This is a genomic window from Streptomyces sp. NPDC100445 (assembly GCF_044759735.1).
Lineage (GTDB): Bacteria > Actinomycetota > Actinomycetes > Streptomycetales > Streptomycetaceae > Streptomyces.
The window spans coordinates 165,077-183,248 of sequence record NZ_JBIVZV010000003.1 but is presented as its reverse complement, the minus strand read 5'-3'; the positions used below and the strand labels follow the sequence as shown (position 1 = coordinate 183,248).

The window sequence follows — 18,172 nt, the reverse complement described above, 5'->3', positions numbered from 1 at the left end:
ATGGGTCGACGGAAACACACACCTTCGGGTGTCGCGACCTCGTGGGTTTACGGCATCTTGCCATTCGGACTGGGCCATTCAGGGGCGTCGCTATGTCAAAATCGGATAACGGGTGACCCCCGAACCACATCAGGTCGGTACAACCCCGGTCCATAGCCGCAGGATCATCTGCGGGAATCCAGCGCTCCGGCCGGAAAATCTTCGGCGTGTCTCACGATGTGATCGCCTCCGGGGCCCCTTCCGCGGCCCCGTGCGCCCCCGGCCGTGCCCCTCGCTCCGGCTCGTCCGAGCGCCGTCCCCCCTGCCGTCGGCCGGACGTCACCTTCCCGCCGCTTTGCGGTTCCGGGATGTGACCTTGCACCTAATGGACTCGTCGCGGGCGCCGTCCGTCCGGTAAGAAGGTTCTTTACACCCCTCATCCGGGGCTCAGGGCGCGTGTGCGGCGCGCCCGTCGCGTATGTGCTCGTACGTATCCGCAATCGAGCCGTGCGCGGTGCCCGCCCACCCCTCACCAGGAGTGGTCGACCCTCAAACCATGCATAGCTAAGGGGTAAAACAAAGTGGCAGCGGAGATCGTCAATCCTCGCAGCGACAACGGTACGGGCCAGGACGGAGGGGCCGAGCCCCTCGACGCGTTCGATCCGGTGTTCGCGCTGCACCGCGGTGGCAAGATGGCCGTGCAGGCCACCGTGCCGATCCGCGACAAGGACGACCTTTCCCTCGCGTACACGCCCGGCGTCGCTCGCGTGTGCACCGCGATCGCGGAACAGCCGGAGCTGGTCAACGACTACACATGGAAGTCCAGCGTGGTCGCCGTCGTCACCGATGGCACCGCCGTGCTCGGACTCGGGGACATCGGTCCCGAGGCCTCCCTCCCCGTGATGGAGGGCAAGGCCATCCTGTTCAAGCAGTTCGGCGGCGTCGACGCGGTGCCGATCGCGCTCGACTGCACCGACGTGGACGACATCGTCGAGACCGTCGTCCGGCTCGCCCCGTCCTTCGGCGGAGTGAACCTGGAGGACATCTCGGCGCCCCGGTGCTTCGAGATCGAGCGCCGGCTCCAGGAACGGCTCGACATCCCGGTCTTCCACGACGACCAGCACGGCACGGCCGTCGTGACGCTCGCGGCGCTGCGGAACGCGGCCCGGCTCAGCCGGCGCGAGATCGGCCAGCTGCGGGCCGTCATCTCGGGCGCCGGCGCGGCCGGTGTCGCCATCGCCCGGATGCTGGTCGAGGCCGGCATCGGGGACGTGGCCGTGGCGGACCGCAAGGGCGTCGTGTGGGCCGGCCGGCCGGACCTCACCCCGGTCAAGCGCGAGCTGGCCTCCTTCACCAACAAGGCCGGCCTCACCGGCTCGCTGGAGGACGCCCTCGCGGGCGCGGACGTCTTCATCGGCGTCTCCGGCGGTACCGTCGCGGAGGAGGCCGTCGCCTCCATGGCGCAGGGCGCCTTCGTCTTCGCGATGGCCAACCCCACCCCCGAGGTCCACCCCGAGGTGGCGCACAAGTACGCGGCGGTCGTCGCCACCGGACGCTCGGACTTCCCCAACCAGATCAACAACGTGCTGGCCTTCCCCGGGATCTTCGCGGGCGCCCTCCAGGTGCGGGCCACCCGGATCACCGAGGGCATGAAGATCGCGGCGGCCGAGGCGCTGGCCGCGGTGGTGGGGGACGACCTCGCCGCCGACTATGTGATCCCGTCCCCGTTCGACGAGCGGGTCGCCCCGGCCGTGACCGCGGCGGTCGCGGCCGCCGCGCGTGCCGAGGGCGTCGCCCGCGGCTGACGTCGTACCGAGCGGCCCCGTCCCCTCGGGGGCGGGGCCGCTCTTCGTGCCCTCCCCTGGCGTCCCCGCCCCTGCGCCGCACGGGTGCCGTCGCGCAAGAGGGCATGTGTCACAGGCGGTGCTGGTTCCGCCGACTGCACCGTGCACCTATCGTCGGCACCATGTTCGCTGTCTACGCCGCCCGAATCGACCGCGACCAGCCGCTCACCGGCCTCGAGTTGGGGGAGCTCCCGGCTCCCGAGGCCCGTCCCGGCTGGAGCACGATCACCGTACGGGCCGCTTCCCTCAACCACCACGACCTCTGGTCCCTGCGGGGCGTCGGCCTGCCCGAGGAGCGGCTGCCGATGATCCTCGGCTGCGACGCCGCCGGGATCGACGAGGACGGCAACGAGGTCGTCCTCCACTCCGTCATCGGCCAGAGCGGCCACGGCGTCGGCCCCGACGAGCCGCGCTCCATCCTCACCGAGCGCTACCAGGGCACCTTCGCCGAGCAGGTCGCCGTGCCGACCTGGAACGTCCTGCCGAAGCCCAGGGAACTGTCCTTCGCCGAGGCCGCCTGTCTGCCGACCGCCTGGCTGACCGCGTACCGGATGCTGTTCACCAACGCCGGGGTCCGGCCCGGCGACTCGGTCCTCGTGCAGGGCGCGGGCGGCGGGGTCGCCACGGCCGCGATCGTCCTCGGCAGGGCGGCCGGGCTGCGGGTCTTCGCGACCAGCCGGGACGAGGCGAAGCGGAAGCGGGCCCTGGAGCTCGGGGCCGTGGAGGCCGTCGAGCCCGGGGCGCGGCTGCCGCAGCGGGTGGACGCCGTCATCGAGACCGTCGGCGCCGCCACCTGGTCCCACTCGGTGAAGTCCCTGCGCCCCGGCGGCACGCTCGTCATCTCCGGGGCCACCAGCGGCGACCGACCCTCGCACGCCGAGCTGACCCGCATCTTCTTCCTGGAGCTGAAGGTCGTCGGGTCGACCATGGGCACCAAGGACGAACTGGAGGACCTGCTCTCCTTCTGCGCCGCGACCGGTGTACGGCCGGTCATCGACGAGGAGCTGCCGCTGGACCGGGCCCGCGAGGGCTTCGAACGGCTCGCCTCCGGGGAGCAGTTCGGAAAGATCGTGCTGACCAACGCCTGAGTCCGCGGGAGGATCGGGACGGAGGGCGGGCCCGGGACGCCGGGCCCGCCCTTTTCGCACTTCTTGTGCACGGCCTGCCTGCTGACACCGAGCTCCGCGGCGATCTCCTGCCACGACCAGCCCTGATTGCGCGCACTGTGCACCTGTACCGCCTCCAGCTGCTCCAGCAGCCTGCACAGCGCGGCCACGGCCCGCAGGCCGACCCGTGGGTCACGGTCACCGGCGCGCTCGGCGAGATCGGTTGCCTCGGTCATGATGTCCGCCCTGTCCGCCCTGGGGCTGGCGCCGTCACGTGAGCAGGTACGGCGGGACGTGGCCGAGGCGCGGCGGGCGGGCCGGACCGACCCGGGCCGACGCGGACGCGCTGGCGGGGCTGGGGATCGACGTGGCGGAGATCGTCGCGCGGGTGGAGGAGGCGCACGGCGTCGGGGCGATGGCCGGGGGCCGGCGGCGGAAGACCGGCCGGCCGAGCTTCAGCCGGCCGGCGAAGGGAGTGCTGCAACGGGGGCTCCGGGTCGCCCTGGGGCGGGGGGAGCGGTGGATCGGTGACGAGCACCTGCTGTTGGCGCTCACGGTGGTACCGGGGGTGACGGGGGAGGTGCTGGCCGACCACGGGGTGACGTTCGAGGGGGTGTCGAGGGTCTGCCCACCCGCCCAGCCGACTCGGTCGGCCCGATAGCGCCCACCTCGGGGCTCCGCCGCGAACCCCGGGCGCCGCCCACCCGTCCGCCCGACCCCGTCGGCCGGGTGGGCGGGCGTCTCGGCGCTGCGCCTCGGATGTCGGGTCAGGGCTTGTCCGTGTGGAGCAACGCCGCGATGCGGGTCGCCGCCGTCGACAGGTGGTGGCGGGCCTCGCCGAGCTGCTCCGGGGTGATGCCGTGGTCGCGGGCCGCGTCACGTATGTCGTCGCGGAAGCGGTCCAACAGGCGGTCCAGGTCCCGGGCGGGGTCGCCGGTCAGGCCGGCCCCGGCGTCCTCGTGCGCCCAGGAGGGCTCGTACCCGACCGGGAATTCCTCGTCGGGGGACGTGTGGTGCGGCTGTGGTCCGGTGGACTCCCCGGCGGGGCGGGCGAAACCCCACTCCTTGCCGAACACCTTGCCGTAGTCCTTGCCGAACTCACCGAACTCCTTGGCCAGCTCGGTGAGGCCTTCCCGGACGCCGGTCGGCCAGTCGCCGCGGGCGAAGTGGTCCTGGACGCGCTCCTGGACCCGGTGGGCCATGCGCTGCATCTCCTCCTGCGCCTGGACCCGTGCCCGTGCCTGTGCCTCCTGGGCCTGGCGGCGGGCCCGCTGGGCCTCCTCACGGGCCCGGCGGCTCTCGTCCTTGGCGCGCCGCGCCTGCTCCTTCCACTCCTGCCTGACCCGGCGCATCTCCTCCTTGGCGGTCCTCCAGGCCTCCTTCTCGCCGAGGCCGGCCTCCTCCCCGCGGGCCGTGTCGTCCGGGGGCACGCCGGTGTCCCGACGGGCCTCCGAGGCCGCCGCACGCATCTCCCGGCGCAGGTCACCGGCGGCACCGCGGACGTCGGCCCTGATCTCGGCGGCCAGTTCCGCCACCGAGTCGCGGATCTCCAGCTCCAGGTCGGCCAGCTCACCGCCGCGGTCGGCCAGTTCGGCCCGGCCCGCGTCGGTGATGGCGTACACCTTCCGGCCGCCCTCGGTGGTGTGCCGGACCAGGCCCTCCGCCTCCAGCTTGGCCAGGCGGGGGTAGACGGTGCCCGCCGAGGGGGCGTACAGGCCCTGGAAGCGCTCCTCCAGGAGCCTGATCACCTCGTAACCGTGGCGCGGGGCCTCGTCGAGCAGCTTGAGCAGGTACAGGCGGAGGCGGCCGTGGGCGAAGACGGGGGGCATGTCAGAGCACCTTCTTGTCGGTCGTCGTACCGTCGGCCGGGGTGCCGGGCGCGCCGGCCGGCCGGGGGGAGTCCGGTTCCGTCTGCTCGGGGGTGGGCTCCTCCTCGTCCCGGGGCGGGCGGCGCAGCAGGGCGATCGAGCCGGAGACGGTGGAGGCGCGCAGCCGTCCGGTGCCCGCGCCGAGCCGGCCGGAGACCTTGTGGGCGCCCCACTGGCCGTGCACCCGCAGTCCCTCGAAGGCGTTGGAGATGGTGCCGCTCGCCGTGTTCGCCTCGACCGTGGCGTCCGCCGGATGCGGCAGGCGGATCGCTATCTCGCCGGAGACGCTGGTCAGGCCGACCTCGGTGGGGCCGTCCGGGTCCAGGTCGACGATCATGGAGCCGGTGACGGACTCCGCCTTGACGGAGGGGCCGGAGCCGTCGACCACGGTCAGGTCGCCCGAGACCGAGTGGAACCGCAGGTCGCCCGTGACCGCCTGGGCCTCCAGGTTCCCCGACACGGTGTCCGCGCGGGCCGGGCCGGAGACGCCGACCAGGGTGGTGTCGCCGGTCACCCCCCGGACCGCGACGGGGCCGCGGATGCCGGAGACGACGGCGCCCGCGCCGACCACGCCGACCTCCACCTGGGTGCCGGGCGGGACGGCGAGGGAGACGACGGCGCTGCGCCGCCGGCCCTGCTGGTCGAGCCACTTGAGGAAGCCCTTCCAGGGCAGGTCCTCGTAGGCCACGGTGAGGGTGCCGTCCCGCAGGGTGACGACCAGCGGCGGTCCCTCGATCTCCGAGACCTCCAGGCGGGCGGCGGGCTCGTCCGTGCCCACGACGTTGACCGTGCCGTTGACCAGTCGGACATGGAGGTCGCGTACGGGGTCGTCGAAGGTCAGTTTCCGGGGCTCGCTGACGGACCAGTCGGGCATGGGGCCTCCTCGGCGGGGCGGCGCGACATTGCCACGTCATATCGCGTCCTCGGAGAAACACGATATATCGTGGCTCCGGGAAGTCAAGACACCCTTTCGGTGAGGGACGCGGCTGGGCGGGGCGGGCCCGGCGCTTAGGCTGGGAACCAGTCAGCGACGGCCTGGACGGATGCGCAGGAGACACGGCCCCATGTATTTCACCGACCGCGGTATCGAGGAGCTGGAGAAGCGGCGTGGCGAGGAGGAGGTCACCTTCGGGTGGCTCGCCGAGCAGTTGCGCGCCTTCGTGGACCTGAACCCGGACTTCGAGGTGCCCGTGGAGCGGCTGGCCACCTGGCTCGCGCGCCTCGACGACGAGGACGAGTAGGCTCCGCCGGACGAGCGGCAGTCCCGCCCGCCCGCCCGGCGGGCCCCGCCCCACCGCGCCTGGCCCGTACGGCCACGACCCCCACGGCCACGGTCCGCTCGACCGCGCACGGCCGGTCCGCACCGCGCCCGGCCTGCGGCTCGCATGGCCACGCCGGCACCGCGCCCGGCCAGCCTTCGTGGGCCTGAACCCGGACTTCGAGGTGCCCGTGGAGCGGCTGGCCGCCTGGCTCGCGCGCCTCGACGACGAGGACGAGTAGGCTCCGCCGGACGAGCGGCAGTCCCGCCCGCCCGGCGGGCCCCGCCCCACCGCGCCTGGCCCGTACGGCCACAGTCCCCCCGGCCATGGCCGGCCACGACCTCTACGGCCATGGCCCGCACGGCGTGTCCTACCGCGCCCGGCCCGTACGGCGACGACCCCCGCGGCCATGGCTGGCCACGACCCCCGCGGCCACGCCGGCACCGCGCCCGGCCAGTCTTCGTGGGCCTGAACCCGGACTTCGAGGTGCCCGTGGAGGGGCTGGCCGCCTGGCTCGCGCGCCTCGACGACGAGGACGACGAGTAGGCCCCGCCCGACGAGCGGGTCCCGCCCACCCGGCGGGACCCCGCCCCACCGCGCCCTGCCCGCACGGGGTCACGGTCCCCACGGCCTGCACGTCCGCTCGACCGCGCACGGTGCGCCCCACCGCGCCCTGGCCGCACGGCCACGACTCCCGCGGCCGTGGCCGGCCATGACCTGCACGGCCACGCCCATACGGCCGACCCCCCACGGCTATGGCCGGCTACGACCTCTACGGCCACGGCCCGCACAGTCCGCCCCACTGCGCAAGGCGCGCCCCACCGCGCACGGCCCGGCCTACCGCCCGGCTCGCACGGCCAAGGCCCGCACTGCGTCCCACGGCCCACTCGGGGCCACGACTCCCACGGCCACGGCCGGCCACGACCCTCACGGTCACGACCTCTTCGGCCACGACCAGCATGGTCCGCCCACACCGCGCACGGCGCGGCCCCCCGCGCCCGGCTCGCACGGATACGGCCCCCGGCCCGCGCGGCCACGCCCCCCACCGCCCCCGCGCCCACCCCCCGCCGCGCAGCCCCCCCACGGCCGCGGCCCGGACGGGCGAAGGGCCCGGTGCCGAGTGGGTACTCGGTGCCGGGCCCTTCGTCGTCGTGTGTCTGCCGGGGCCTAGGCCTCGAACACCTCACGCACCAGCTGCTCCTGCTCGGCCTGGTGGCGCTTGGCCGAACCCACCGCCGGGGAGGAGCCGTGCGGGCGCGAGATGCGCCGCAGCCGCTCGCCGTGCGGGACGTCCGCGCCGACCGCCAGGTCCAGGTGGTCGATCAGGTTGAGCGCGATGAACGGCCACGCACCCTGGTTCGCCGGCTCCTCCTGCGCCCACAGGTACTTCTCGGCGTTCGGGTACTTCTTGATCTCCGCCTGGAGCTCGGCGCCGGGCAGCGGGTACAGCCGCTCGATGCGGATGATGGCCGTGTCCGTGGCACCGCGCTTCTGCCGCTCGGCCTCCAGGTCGTAGTAGACCTTGCCCGCGCAGAAGACGACCTTGCGCACGGCGGCCGCGTCGACCGAGCCGTCGCCGATGACCGGGCGGAACTCGCCGCTCGTGAACTCCTCCGCCTTCGACGCCGCCGCCTTCAGGCGCAGCATCGACTTCGGGGTGAAGACGACCAGCGGCCTGTGGTGCGGGTTGTGGACCTGCCACCGCAGGAGGTGGAAGTAGTTCGACGGGGACGTGGGCATCGCGACCGTCATGTTGTTCTGCGCGCAGAGCTGGAGGAAGCGCTCCGGGCGGGCCGAGGAGTGGTCCGGGCCCTGGCCCTCGTAGCCGTGCGGCAGCAGCAGGACCACACCGGAGGTCTGGTTCCACTTCTGCTCGGCCGAGGAGATGAACTCGTCCACGACCGTCTGCGCGCCGTTGACGAAGTCGCCGAACTGGGCCTCCCACATGACGAGCGCGTCGGGGCGGGCCAGCGAGTAGCCGTACTCGAAGCCCATCGCCGCGTACTCGGAGAGCAGCGAGTTGTAGACGTTCAGGCGGGCCTGGTCCTCGGAGAGGTACTGGAGCGGGGTGTACTCCTCGCCGGTCTCCCGGTCGATCAGCACCGCGTGGCGCTGGCCGAAGGTGCCGCGCTGGGAGTCCTGGCCCGCGAGGCGGACCGGGGTGCCCTCCAGCAGCAGGGAGCCGATGGCCAGGGTCTCGCCCATGCCCCAGTCGATGGTGCCGTCCTCGACCATCGCCGCGCGGCGCTGGAGCTGCGGCTGGAGCCGCGGGTGCACCGTGATGTGGTCGGGGACGTTGACCTGGGACTCGGCGATCCGCTTGACGACCTCGGCGGAGACCGCGGTCGGCACGGCGACCGGGAAGCCGTCCTGGGGCTCCTGGGTGTTGCCGGCGGCCGGCTGGGAGGTGGCCTCGCGGACCTCCGTGAAGACCTTCTCCAGCTGCCCCTGGTAGTCCTGGAGGGCCTGCTCGGCCTCTTCCAGGGTGATGTCGCCGCGACCGATCAGCGACTCGGTGTACAGCTTGCGCACCGAGCGCTTCTTGTCGATCAGGTCGTACATCAGCGGCTGGGTGAAGGCCGGGTTGTCCGACTCGTTGTGCCCGCGGCGGCGGTAGCAGATGAGGTCGATGACCACGTCCTTGTTGAACGCCTGGCGGAACTCGAAGGCGAGCCGGGCGACACGGACGACGGCCTCGGGGTCGTCGCCGTTGACGTGGAAGATCGGGGCCTCGATCATGCGGGCGACGTCCGTCGCGTACATGGAGGAACGCGAGGACTCGGGGGCCGCGGTGAAACCGACCTGGTTGTTGATGACGATGTGGACCGTGCCGCCGGTGCGGTAGCCCCGCAGCTGCGACATGTTCAGGGTCTCGGCCACCACGCCCTGGCCCGCGAAGGCCGCGTCGCCGTGGATCGCCACCGGCAGGACGGTGAAGTCCGTGCCGCCCTTGTTGATGATGTCCTGCTTGGCGCGGGACACACCCTCCAGGACCGGGTCGACGGCCTCCAGGTGGGAGGGGTTGGCGACCAGGGAGACCTTGATCTGCTCGCCGTCCAGGCCGGTGAAGGTGCCGTCGGCGCCCAGGTGGTACTTCACGTCGCCGGAGCCGTGCATCGACTTCGGGTCGAGGTTGCCCTCGAACTCGCGGAAGATCTGCGCGTACGACTTGCCGACGATGTTGGCCAGGACGTTCAGCCGGCCGCGGTGGGCCATGCCGATGACGACCTCGTCCAGCCGGGACTCGGCCGCCGAGTCGATGACCGCGTCCAGCAGCGGGATGACGGACTCGCCGCCCTCCAGCGAGAACCGCTTCTGGCCGACGTACTTGGTCTGGAGGAAGGTCTCGAAGGCCTCCGCCGCGTTCAGCCGGCGCAGGATGCGCAGCTGCTCCTCGCGCTCCGGCTTGGTGTGCGGGCGCTCCACGCGGTCCTGGATCCACTTGCGCTGCTTGGGGTCCTGGATGTGCATGAACTCGATGCCGGTGGTGCGGCAGTACGAGTCGCGCAGCACGCCGAGGATGTCGCGCAGCTTCATCATCGACTTGCCGGCGAAGCCGCCGACGGCGAACTCGCGCTCCAGGTCCCACAGGGTGAGGCCGTGCTCGACGATGTCCAGGTCGGGGTGCTTGCGCTGGCGGTACTCCAGGGGGTCGGTGTCGGCCATGACGTGGCCGCGGACCCGGTAGGAGTGGATCAGCTCGAAGACGCGGGCGGCCTTGGTGACGTCGTCGTCGTGGGAGGCGTCGATGTCCTTGAGCCAGCGGACCGGCTCGTAGGGGATGCGCAGCGCCTCGAAGACGTCGTCGAAGAAGCCGTTCTCGCCCAGCAGCAGGTTGGCGACGACGCGCAGGAACTCGCCGGAGGCGGCGCCCTGGATGACCCGGTGGTCGTAGGTCGACGTGAGCGTCATGACCTTGGAGACGCCGAGCTTGTTCAGGGTGTCCTGGCTGGTGCCCTGGAACTCCGCCGGGTAGTCCATGGAGCCGACGCCCATGATCACGGACTGGCCGGGCATCAGGCGCGGCACGGAGTGCACGGTGCCGAGGCCGCCGGGGTTGGTCAGGGAGACCGTCACACCGGTGAAGTCGTCCATGGTCAGCTTGCCCTCGCGGGCGCGGCGGACGATGTCCTCGTAGGCCTGCCAGAACTCGAAGAAGTTCAGCGTCTCGGCCTTCTTGATCGCCGCGACGACCAGCTGGCGGTCACCGTTCGGCTTGACCAGGTCGATGGCGAGGCCGAGGTTGACGTGTGCCGGCTTGATCAGGGTCGGCTTGCCGTCCTTGACGCCGTACGACCAGTTCATCGACGGCATGGCCTTGATGGCCTGCACCATCGCGTACCCGATGATGTGCGTGAAGGAGATCTTCCCGCCGCGGGCGCGCTTGAGGTGGTTGTTGATGACGATGCGGTTGTCGAACAGCAGCTTCACCGGGACAGCGCGGACCGAGGTGGCGGTCGGCACCTCCAGCGAGGCGTCCATGTTCTTCACGACCGCGGCGGCCGGACCGCGCAGCGTGATCAGCTCCGGGCCGCCGGGGGCCTCGGCGGGCTTCGCCTTCGGCTGGGCGGGCGCCTGTGCGGGCTGCGCCGGCCTGGCCGGGGCGGCCTTCGCCTCGGGAGCGGGAGCGGGAGCGGCGGGCGCCTGGGCCGGGGCGGCCGCGGGCTTCGGGGCCGCGGGTGCGGCCGGGGCGGCGGCCTGGGGAGCCGGGGCCGGAGCCGCGGGCCGGGCCTGCGGGGCCGTGCTGGGGGTCTCTGCGGCCCCCGCGGCCGCAGTACCCGCCGGAGCCGGGGTGGCGGGAGCGCCGGGCTTGTAGTCGGCGAAGAAGTCCCACCAGGCGCGGTCTACGGAATTCGGGTCCTGGAGGTACTGCTGATAGATCTCGTCGACGAGCCACTCGTTCGGACCGAACGCGGCGGCGGGGTTCTTCCCGGCTTGGTCATCGGTGGAGATGCTCGAGTTACTGGGGGACTGTGGCGACACGGCGGCAACCGCCCTCTTCCGCTTCACAAGGTGATGGACAGCGGGAATAAAGGCTACGCCTCCCTGACCGTGAAGGTCAGGCCGGGCCCGTTCAACGTCGTGTAAGTCACATCGGAAATCTTGTTTCGGGGCTTGAAATGGCGGGAAACAACCGTGGTTCCGCATGGGGGAGGGTGCACCGGCCCCGGCCCTGCGCGTCTTCGTTCGACGGGTGGCGCGGGCCCTGTTGCCGATCGCACGGGTCCGGTCGCGCCGAGCGGCGGCGACCGTCGTGGATCTTGTGCTTCCGGTTCGGACCCTACGTCAACTCAGGTCAGAAGTCAGACCCGGAAGAGTGACGATGATCCGGCAGCCGCGCTCCGATTCGGCCACACCGATCCGGCCGCCGTGCAGATCCACGGCCCACCGGGCGATCGCCAGCCCCAGCCCCGTGCCGCCGTCGCTGCCCGGTCCGTGCGGCCGGGTCACCGCCCCGCGGTTGAACCGCTCGAACACCCGGTGCCACTCCGACCGGGGGATGCCGGGACCCTCGTCCAGGATCTCCAGCTCCAGCGACTGCGGCTGCGGACCGCGCCGCGCCTTCACGGTCACCCGGCCGTGCGGCGGGCTGTGCTTGACCGCGTTGTCGATGAGGTTGGCCACCACCTGGTGCAGGCGCTCGGGGTCCGCGTGCGCGGTCAGCTCCGGCGGCGAGACGTCGAGGTGCAGGTGGACGTCGGTCCGGGTGTGGCTGCCGGAGCCGGAGGCGATCCCCGCGCGCGCGGAGGCGACCATGTTGGCCTCCTTGAGTACGCCCGACAGGTACGGCCACACCTCGAACCGCCGCAGCTTCAGCGGTACGACGCCGTTGTCGAGGCGGGAGAGGTCCAGCAGGGTCTCCACCAGGCGGCCGAGCCGCTCGGTCTGCTTCAGCGCCGTCCGCATCGTCTCCTGGTCGGGCTCGGTGACCCCGTCCACGATGTTCTCCAGCACCGCGCGCAGGCCCGCGATCGGGGTGCGCAGCTCGTGCGAGACGTTCGCCACCAGCTCCTTGCGCTGGCTGTCCTGGGCCTCCAGCTCGTCGGCCATGACGTTGATCGTCTCGGCCAGGTCGCCGAGTTCGTCCCGGCGGTTCTCCTTCACCCGGCGCGTGTAGTCGCCGTGCGAGATGGAGCGGGCCACCGTGTTCATCTCGTCCAGCGGCATGGTGAGCGAGTGCGCCACGAACTGGGTGATGAGCAGGGTGGCGATCATCGAGAACACCGTGATGAAGCGCAGCTCCGTCTTGGTGTGCACGGCGACGATCGACAGCCCGGTGGTGATCAGCACCGCGATGACGACCAGCGCGCCCAGCTTGGTCTTGATCGAGAACGGGCGCACGCCGCCCCAGGGTCCGCCGCCGGCGAGTCGGCGGCCCCCGCGTGCGGTCCGGCGCCCGTCGCCGCTCATGGTGCCGGCGTCTCCAGCGCGTAGCCCACGCCGTGCACGGTACGGATCCGCTCGGCGCCGATCTTCCGGCGCAGCGCCTTGATGTGGCTGTCGACCGTGCGGGTGCCGGAGGCGTCCGCCCAGTCCCAGACCTCCGCCAGCAGCTGCTCCCGGGAGAGCACCGCGCGCGGGGTGTTCGCCAGGCACACCAGCAGGTCGAACTCGGTCGGCGTCAGGTGGACGTCCTCCGCCTTCACCCGCACCCGGCGCTGCGCGTGGTCGATCTCCAGTTCGCCGAGGCGGAGGATGCCCGAACGCGGGGTGGCGGCGGCGATCGTCGCCCGCTCCACCCGGCGCAGCAGCACGTGCACGCGGGCCGCCAGCTCCCGCATCGAGAAGGGCTTGGTCATGTAGTCGTCGGCGCCGACGCCGAGCCCGACCAGCATGTCCGTCTCGTCGTCGCGCGCGGTGAGCATCAGCACCGGCACCGGGCGCTGGGCCTGCACGCGCCGGCAGACCTCCAACCCGTCGAAGCCGGGCAGCATGATGTCGAGGATCAGCAGGTCGGGCTGCCAGGCCTCCGCCGTGTCGACGGCCGCGGGACCGTCGGCGGCCGTCTGCACCAGGAATCCCTCGGCACGGAGCCGGGCCGCGATGGCGTCGACGATCGTGACGTCGTCCTCGACGACCAGCACCCGGCGCTGTGCGCCCGGGGTGGTCGTCGCCGCGCCGCTCTGGGAGGTGTGTGTCTGCTCCATCGCCCGCCCCTGTTGTTGCTTTCCGGAATCCGTGGGGTGATCCCATGTCTGCGTTTGACGCTTGAATGATCCGCGTCAGGGCAGCACATTACGGGGACTCACCGGGCTGTCGCTATCCAGGTCGGACGGCGAGGTGCACAGCGTCCGGAACGCCCCGGGCAACGGGCACCTCTTCGGTACGCACCTGCTGGAATGCGGCATTCCGCAAGGTTCCTTCAAATTCCGGAGAGGGCTGCGCGGACCACACGGCGAGCACCCCGCCCGGTCTCAACACCCGTGCGCACGCGGCGAGTCCGGCCGGCGAGTAGAGGCTGCCGTTGTCCTCCGTGACCGTCCAGCCGGGTCCGTTGTCGATGTCGAGGCACAGCGCGTCGAACGTGTCCGATGTCTCATTGACGTACGCCACCAGATCCGCTTCCACGATCCTGGTGCGCGGATCGGCGAGCGCGTCGCCGGACACCCGGGCCAGCGGCCCCCGCCGGTGCCAGTCGATGACGGCGGGTTCCCGCTCCACCACGGTGATCCGCCCCCACCCCGGATCGGCCGCCGCGTGTGCGAGCGAGAACCCCACGCCCAGCCCCCCGATCAGCACGTGGGGCCTCGGCCGTCCGTCCAGCGCGGCCCGGGCGGCGTCGACCAGCAGCCGCTCCGAGCGGCCGTCGGACGTGTCCATCAGGAAGCAGCCGTTGGCGATGATCTGGAGCAGCGGGCCGTGCCGGCGCAGCACCACCTCCCCGTACGGGCCGTCGCGCCGGTCCAGGACCTCGGGGGAGTCGAGCGGGGCAGTCATGGCCCCATCCTGGCCGAACGGAGCAGATCCTTCACGGGAATTGCGCGCGGTGCGACGGCCGCCCCGGACTCGCGGCCCACGCACGCGGCCGGGAGGTGAGAGATCGCTGTGAATCCGCTCCCGGGTGGCGCCGGTCATAGACAGCGGCGCGCCGGGGCCCAAGGGTTGGGGGACGACGGAAGGAGCGCCGCACCGTGGAACGGATCACGCAGGGCCCCGCTCGGGCCGCGGCCCCGCCGCTGCCGGCCCCGCCCCTGCCCGGCGGTTCCGCCGCCGCCCCCGCCCCGCCCGTCGCCGGTCTGCTGGACGGAGTGCCCGGCCCGCGCGGGCCCGCGCCGCGGTCCGCCGCGGCCCCCGCCCGCCCGTCCGGGCCTGCCCCACGGCCCTGGCGCCTGCTGCCCACCCCGGCCGGCACCCCGTTCACCTTCGCCTACGCGACGGTCCTGGCGGTCACCTCCGTGGTCACCACCGTGGCCGGCCCCGCCCTGGTGCACGCCCTGCACCAGTCCTCCAGCACGGACGTCGCCCACCTGATACGCACGCCCGTCCCCGTGCTGGCGGCGAGCGCGCTGTGGATCGCGGGCGGGATCGTCTCGCCGTACGCCGTCGCGTTCGTGCTGGTGCTCACCGCGCTGGAACGGCGGGTGGGCGCGGTGCGGGCCGCCTGCGTCTTCCTCGCCGGCCACGTCGTTGCCACCCTCGCCACCGAGGTGCCCGTCGGCCTCGCCGTCCTGGCCGGCCACCTGCCCCCGACCTCCCTGCACCGCCTCGACTACGGCATCAGCTTCGGCGTCGCCGCCAGCGTCGGCGCGCTGGCCGGACTGCTCCGGCCCTGGCTGCGCTGGTCGGTGCTGGTACCCGTGACCGGAGCGCTCCTGGGCGACCTGTACGCCTACCTGGACCCGCTGACCGACTGGGGCCACCTCATCGCCCTGGCGACCGGGGTGGCCGCCTGGCCGCTGCTGCGCCGCCCGCATCCGCCGGCCGGAGCCCCCCGGCGAGGACCTCACCTGCGCTGATCGGCCGCCGATGCCCAGTGCGGCAGGAGGCCCGGGACGGTCGCTGTGGTCGGCGGGATGAAGGCGCTGTCCGCACGGTCGGCGCGGGAGTCGTGCGGATCGACCTTGCGAAGCGAGCCGCTTGCGTCACCAGAGGTCCACACCTACCTCGGCGACCCCCGCCCGCGCGGTGGCCCGGGAGTCTCGTCGTCGAGCTCGACGGGGCGATGATCGGCCAGATTCTGCTCAGGAGAGCACCGGAGCACGGTCGTCCGGCTGCCGCGGGGATGGTCGATCTCGGCTACATGTTCCTGCCGCGCGCGTGGGGATTCGGGTACGCCGCGGAGGCGTGCGCGGCGGCACTCGACTGGCTCGACGGTGTACTTCCCGGCGAGCTGCTGGTGCTCCACACCCGGACCGCCAACGTCGGCTCGATGCGCTTCGTGGCAAAGCTGGGACGCCGCGCAGCGACTCGACCTGCGGTCCCCGGCCACGCCCTCCGCCGGCGACCCGGAGACCCGTCCGGCAGCACCCGACCGGCCAGCGGATTCCGTGATCGCTCACGGCGAACAGCCGGATGGGAACAACAGGGGCCGCCGGAACATTGAGTCGGCATAGCTCAAGTTGACTGCCGAAGGGGAGATCATGGCTGCTGAGTCACCGGCGTTCACGCTCAACCTGCCGCTGCTGCCGCTCGACGACGAGGTCGTGCTGCCCGGCATGGTCGTCCCGCTGGACCTGAGTGACGCCGAGGTGCGGGCCGCGGTGGAGGCCGCCCAGTCCGCCGCCCCGGAGTCCGGCAAGCCCACCGTGCTGCTGGTCCCGCGCATCGACGGCACCTACGCCGGCACCGGCGTCCTCGGCACGGTCGAGCAGGTCGGCCGGCTCGCCGACGGTGACCCGGGAGCACTGATCCGCGGCCGGAGCCGGGTGCGCATCGGCGCCGGCACCACCGGCCCCGGCGCCGCGCTGTGGGTCGAGGGTGCCCGGATCGAGGAGAGCGTGCCCGAACCGCTGCCGGGCCACGTCACCGAACTCGTCAAGGAGTACAAGGCGCTCGCCACCACCTGGCTGAAGAAGCGCGGCGCCTGGCAGGTCGTGGACCGCGTCCAGGCCATCGACGACGTCGCCGCGCTCGCCGACAACTCCGGCTACTCGCCGTTCCTCACCACCGACCAGAAGGTCGCCCTGCTGGAGACCGCCGACCCGGTGGCCCGGCTGCGGCTCGCCACCCAGCAGCTCCGCGACCACCTCGCCGAGCAGGACGTGGCCGAGACCATCGCCAAGGACGTCCAGGAGGGCGTCGACAGGCAGCAGCGGGAGTTCCTGCTCCGCCGCCAGCTGGAGGCCGTCCGCAAGGAGCTGCGCGAGCTGAACGGCGACGGCAAGGACCCGGCCGAGGAGTCCGACGACTACCGCGCCCGCGTGGAGGCCGCCGACCTGCCGGAGAAGGTCCGCGAGGCCGCCCTGAAGGAGGTCGACAAGCTGGAGCGCGCCTCCGACCAGTCGCCCGAGGGCTCCTGGATCCGCACCTGGCTGGACACCGTCCTGGAGATGCCGTGGAACGTGCGGACCGAGGACGCCTACGACATCCGGGGCGCCAAGGCCGTGCTCGACGCCGAGCACGCCGGACTGGAGGACGTGAAGGAGCGCATCACCGAGTACCTGGCCGTGCGCAAGCGGCGCGGTGACCGGGGACTCGGCGTGGTCGGCGGACGGCGCGGCGGCGCGGTGCTCGCGCTGGTCGGGCCGCCAGGAGTCGGCAAGACCTCGCTCGGGCAGTCGGTGGCCCACGCCATGGGACGCGAGTTCGTCCGCGTGGCCCTCGGCGGCGTCCGCGACGAGGCCGAGATCCGCGGCCACCGCCGTACGTACGTCGGCGCGCTGCCCGGCCGGATCGTGCGGGCCGTCAAGGAGGCCGGGTCGATGAACCCCGTCGTCCTGCTCGACGAGATCGACAAGGTCGGTTCGGACTTCCGCGGCGACCCGGCGGCCGCCCTGCTGGAGGTGCTGGACCCGGCGCAGAACCACACCTTCCGCGACCACTACCTGGAGGTCGAGCTGGACCTGTCCGACGTGGTCTTCCTCGCCACCGCCAACGTCCTGGAGGCCATCCCGGAGGCGCTCGCGGACCGCATGGAGATCGTCCGGCTGGACGGCTACACCGAGGACGAGAAGGTCGTCATCGCCCGCGACCACCTGCTCCCGCGCCAGTTGGAGCGGGCCGGCCTGCACGGGGACGAGGTCACCCTGGAGGAGGGCGCGCTGCGCAGGCTCGCCGGCGAGTACACCCGCGAGGCCGGCGTGCGGACCCTGGAGCGGTCCATCGCCCGGCTGCTGCGCAAGGTCGCCGCCCAGCACGAACTGGGCGAGCGGGAACTGCCGTTCACCGTGACCGACGCCGACCTGCGCGCTCTGATCGGCCGCCCCCACCACGTGCCCGAGTCCGCCCAGGACCCGGCCGAGCGCCGTACGGCCGTACCCGGCGTGGCGACCGGCCTGGCGGTCACCGGTGCCGGCGGGGACGTGCTGTTCGTGGAGGCGTCCCTCGCCGACCCGGAGACCGGCGGCGCGGGCCTGACCCTCACCGGACAGCTCGGTGACGTGATGAAGGAGTCGGCGCAGATCGCGCTGAGCTTCCTGCGCAGCCACGGCGCCGAACTGGAGCTGCCGGTGGCCGACCTCAAGGACCGGGGCGTGCACATCCACTTCCCGGCGGGCGCCGTCCCGAAGGACGGCCCGAGCGCCGGCATCACGATGACCACGGCCCTCGCCTCGCTGCTCTCCGGCCGCCTGGTCCGCACCGACGTCGCCATGACCGGCGAGGTCTCGCTGACCGGCCGGGTGCTGCCCATCGGCGGGGTGAAGCAGAAGCTGCTGGCCGCCCACCGCGCCGGGGTGACCACCGTGATCATCCCCAAGCGCAACGAACCCGACCTGGACGACGTGCCGGCCGAGGTGCTGGACAAGCTGGACGTCCACGCCGTGACCGACGTCCGCCAGGTCCTGGAACTGGCGCTCGCGCCCGCCGTGGCCGGGGCGGCGCCGGAGGTGCCCGTGGCGGCGTGACGGACGCCTCGGCAGGGGCGGGGCCCGGTCTTCCCGTACGGGAGGTCCGGGCCTTCGCCCTGCACGGTCGCGGTCCCTACCTGTGGCGGGGCGGCGGCCTGTCCGGGTCCG

Annotated in this window: 12 protein-coding genes and 4 pseudogenes; 9 read left to right on the top strand and 7 right to left on the bottom strand. The window is 72.7% G+C overall.

From position 1 onward, the window contains the following. Positions 1-560: 560 nt before the first annotated feature. Positions 561-1,784 carry an NADP-dependent malic enzyme gene (locus ACIQVT_RS09785; protein ID WP_403750134.1) on the top strand — a complete coding sequence of 408 codons (1,224 nt, stop codon included), beginning with the start codon at positions 561-563 and terminating at the stop codon, positions 1,782-1,784. A gap of 161 nt (positions 1,785-1,945) precedes the next feature. Beyond that, positions 1,946-2,911 (top strand): zinc-binding dehydrogenase, encoded by a 966-nt coding sequence (locus ACIQVT_RS09780; protein WP_403750131.1) that lies wholly within the window; start codon positions 1,946-1,948, stop codon positions 2,909-2,911. 59 nt (positions 2,912-2,970) lie between these two features. On the opposite strand, the pseudogene ACIQVT_RS09775 reads toward ACIQVT_RS09780, so the two are convergent. Continuing rightward, positions 2,971-3,165, bottom strand: a pseudogene (locus ACIQVT_RS09775) (helix-turn-helix domain-containing protein); the annotation flags it as partial. A gap of 7 nt (positions 3,166-3,172) precedes the next feature. Between ACIQVT_RS09775 and ACIQVT_RS09770 the strand changes: the two are divergent. Then, positions 3,173-3,590: pseudogene (locus ACIQVT_RS09770) on the top strand (Clp protease N-terminal domain-containing protein); the annotation flags it as partial. Between the two features lie 106 nt (positions 3,591-3,696). Here the strand turns inward: ACIQVT_RS09770 and ACIQVT_RS09765 are convergent. Together ACIQVT_RS09765 and ACIQVT_RS09760 are read right to left on the bottom strand one after the other, a co-directional pair. Beyond that, on the bottom strand, positions 3,697-4,758 hold the full coding sequence (locus tag ACIQVT_RS09765; RefSeq protein ID WP_403750129.1) for a helix-turn-helix transcriptional regulator: 1,062 nt from the start codon (positions 4,756-4,758) through the stop codon (positions 3,697-3,699). 1 nt (position 4,759) lies between these two features. Continuing rightward, positions 4,760-5,671: a DUF4097 family beta strand repeat-containing protein gene (locus ACIQVT_RS09760; RefSeq protein WP_403750127.1), complete on the bottom strand. Its 912-nt coding sequence runs from the start codon at positions 5,669-5,671 to the stop codon at positions 4,760-4,762. Between the two features lie 190 nt (positions 5,672-5,861). Between ACIQVT_RS09760 and ACIQVT_RS09755 the strand changes: the two genes are divergently transcribed. From ACIQVT_RS09755 to ACIQVT_RS09745, 3 genes and pseudogenes are all read left to right on the top strand, one after another. Then, positions 5,862-6,038, top strand: coding sequence for a DUF6104 family protein (locus tag ACIQVT_RS09755; protein ID WP_403750125.1), 177 nt, complete (start codon positions 5,862-5,864; stop codon positions 6,036-6,038). Positions 6,039-6,213: 175 nt separating this feature from the next. After that, positions 6,214-6,297: pseudogene (locus ACIQVT_RS09750) on the top strand (DUF6104 family protein); the annotation flags it as partial. A gap of 110 nt (positions 6,298-6,407) precedes the next feature. Further along, positions 6,408-6,602, top strand: a complete 195-nt coding sequence (locus tag ACIQVT_RS09745; protein WP_403750122.1) for a DUF6104 family protein — start codon at positions 6,408-6,410, stop codon at positions 6,600-6,602. Positions 6,603-7,223: 621 nt separating this feature from the next. Here ACIQVT_RS09745 and ACIQVT_RS09740 read toward each other — a convergent pair. From ACIQVT_RS09740 to ACIQVT_RS09725, 4 genes are all read right to left on the bottom strand, one after another. Then, positions 7,224-11,039: a multifunctional oxoglutarate decarboxylase/oxoglutarate dehydrogenase thiamine pyrophosphate-binding subunit/dihydrolipoyllysine-residue succinyltransferase subunit gene (locus tag ACIQVT_RS09740; RefSeq protein WP_403750119.1), complete on the bottom strand. Its 3,816-nt coding sequence runs from the start codon at positions 11,037-11,039 to the stop codon at positions 7,224-7,226. Between the two features lie 303 nt (positions 11,040-11,342). Then, complete coding sequence (locus ACIQVT_RS09735; RefSeq protein ID WP_403750116.1) at positions 11,343-12,467, bottom strand: ATP-binding protein; 1,125 nt, start codon at positions 12,465-12,467, stop codon at positions 11,343-11,345. Beyond that, on the bottom strand, positions 12,464-13,204 hold the full coding sequence (locus tag ACIQVT_RS09730; protein ID WP_403750114.1) for a response regulator transcription factor: 741 nt from the start codon (positions 13,202-13,204) through the stop codon (positions 12,464-12,466). Before ACIQVT_RS09730 ends, ACIQVT_RS09735 begins: the two co-directional genes overlap by 4 nt. A 112-nt stretch (positions 13,205-13,316) precedes the next feature. Further along, the gene (locus ACIQVT_RS09725) at positions 13,317-13,994 is read right to left on the bottom strand and encodes a spermidine synthase (RefSeq protein ID WP_403750111.1); all 678 of its coding nucleotides are present in this window, start codon (positions 13,992-13,994) and stop codon (positions 13,317-13,319) included. A gap of 194 nt (positions 13,995-14,188) precedes the next feature. Between ACIQVT_RS09725 and ACIQVT_RS09720 the strand changes: the two genes are divergently transcribed. From ACIQVT_RS09720 to lon, 3 genes and pseudogenes are all read left to right on the top strand, one after another. Further along, positions 14,189-15,013 carry a rhomboid-like protein gene (locus ACIQVT_RS09720; protein WP_403750108.1) on the top strand — a complete coding sequence of 275 codons (825 nt, stop codon included), beginning with the start codon at positions 14,189-14,191 and terminating at the stop codon, positions 15,011-15,013. A 114-nt stretch (positions 15,014-15,127) separates the two neighbouring features. Beyond that, positions 15,128-15,496 (top strand): annotated as a pseudogene (locus ACIQVT_RS09715) (GNAT family N-acetyltransferase); the annotation flags it as partial. Between the two features lie 141 nt (positions 15,497-15,637). Beyond that, positions 15,638-18,061, top strand: coding sequence for an endopeptidase La (gene lon, locus ACIQVT_RS09710; RefSeq protein WP_403750105.1), 2,424 nt, complete (start codon positions 15,638-15,640; stop codon positions 18,059-18,061). Positions 18,062-18,172: the final 111 nt, after the last annotated feature.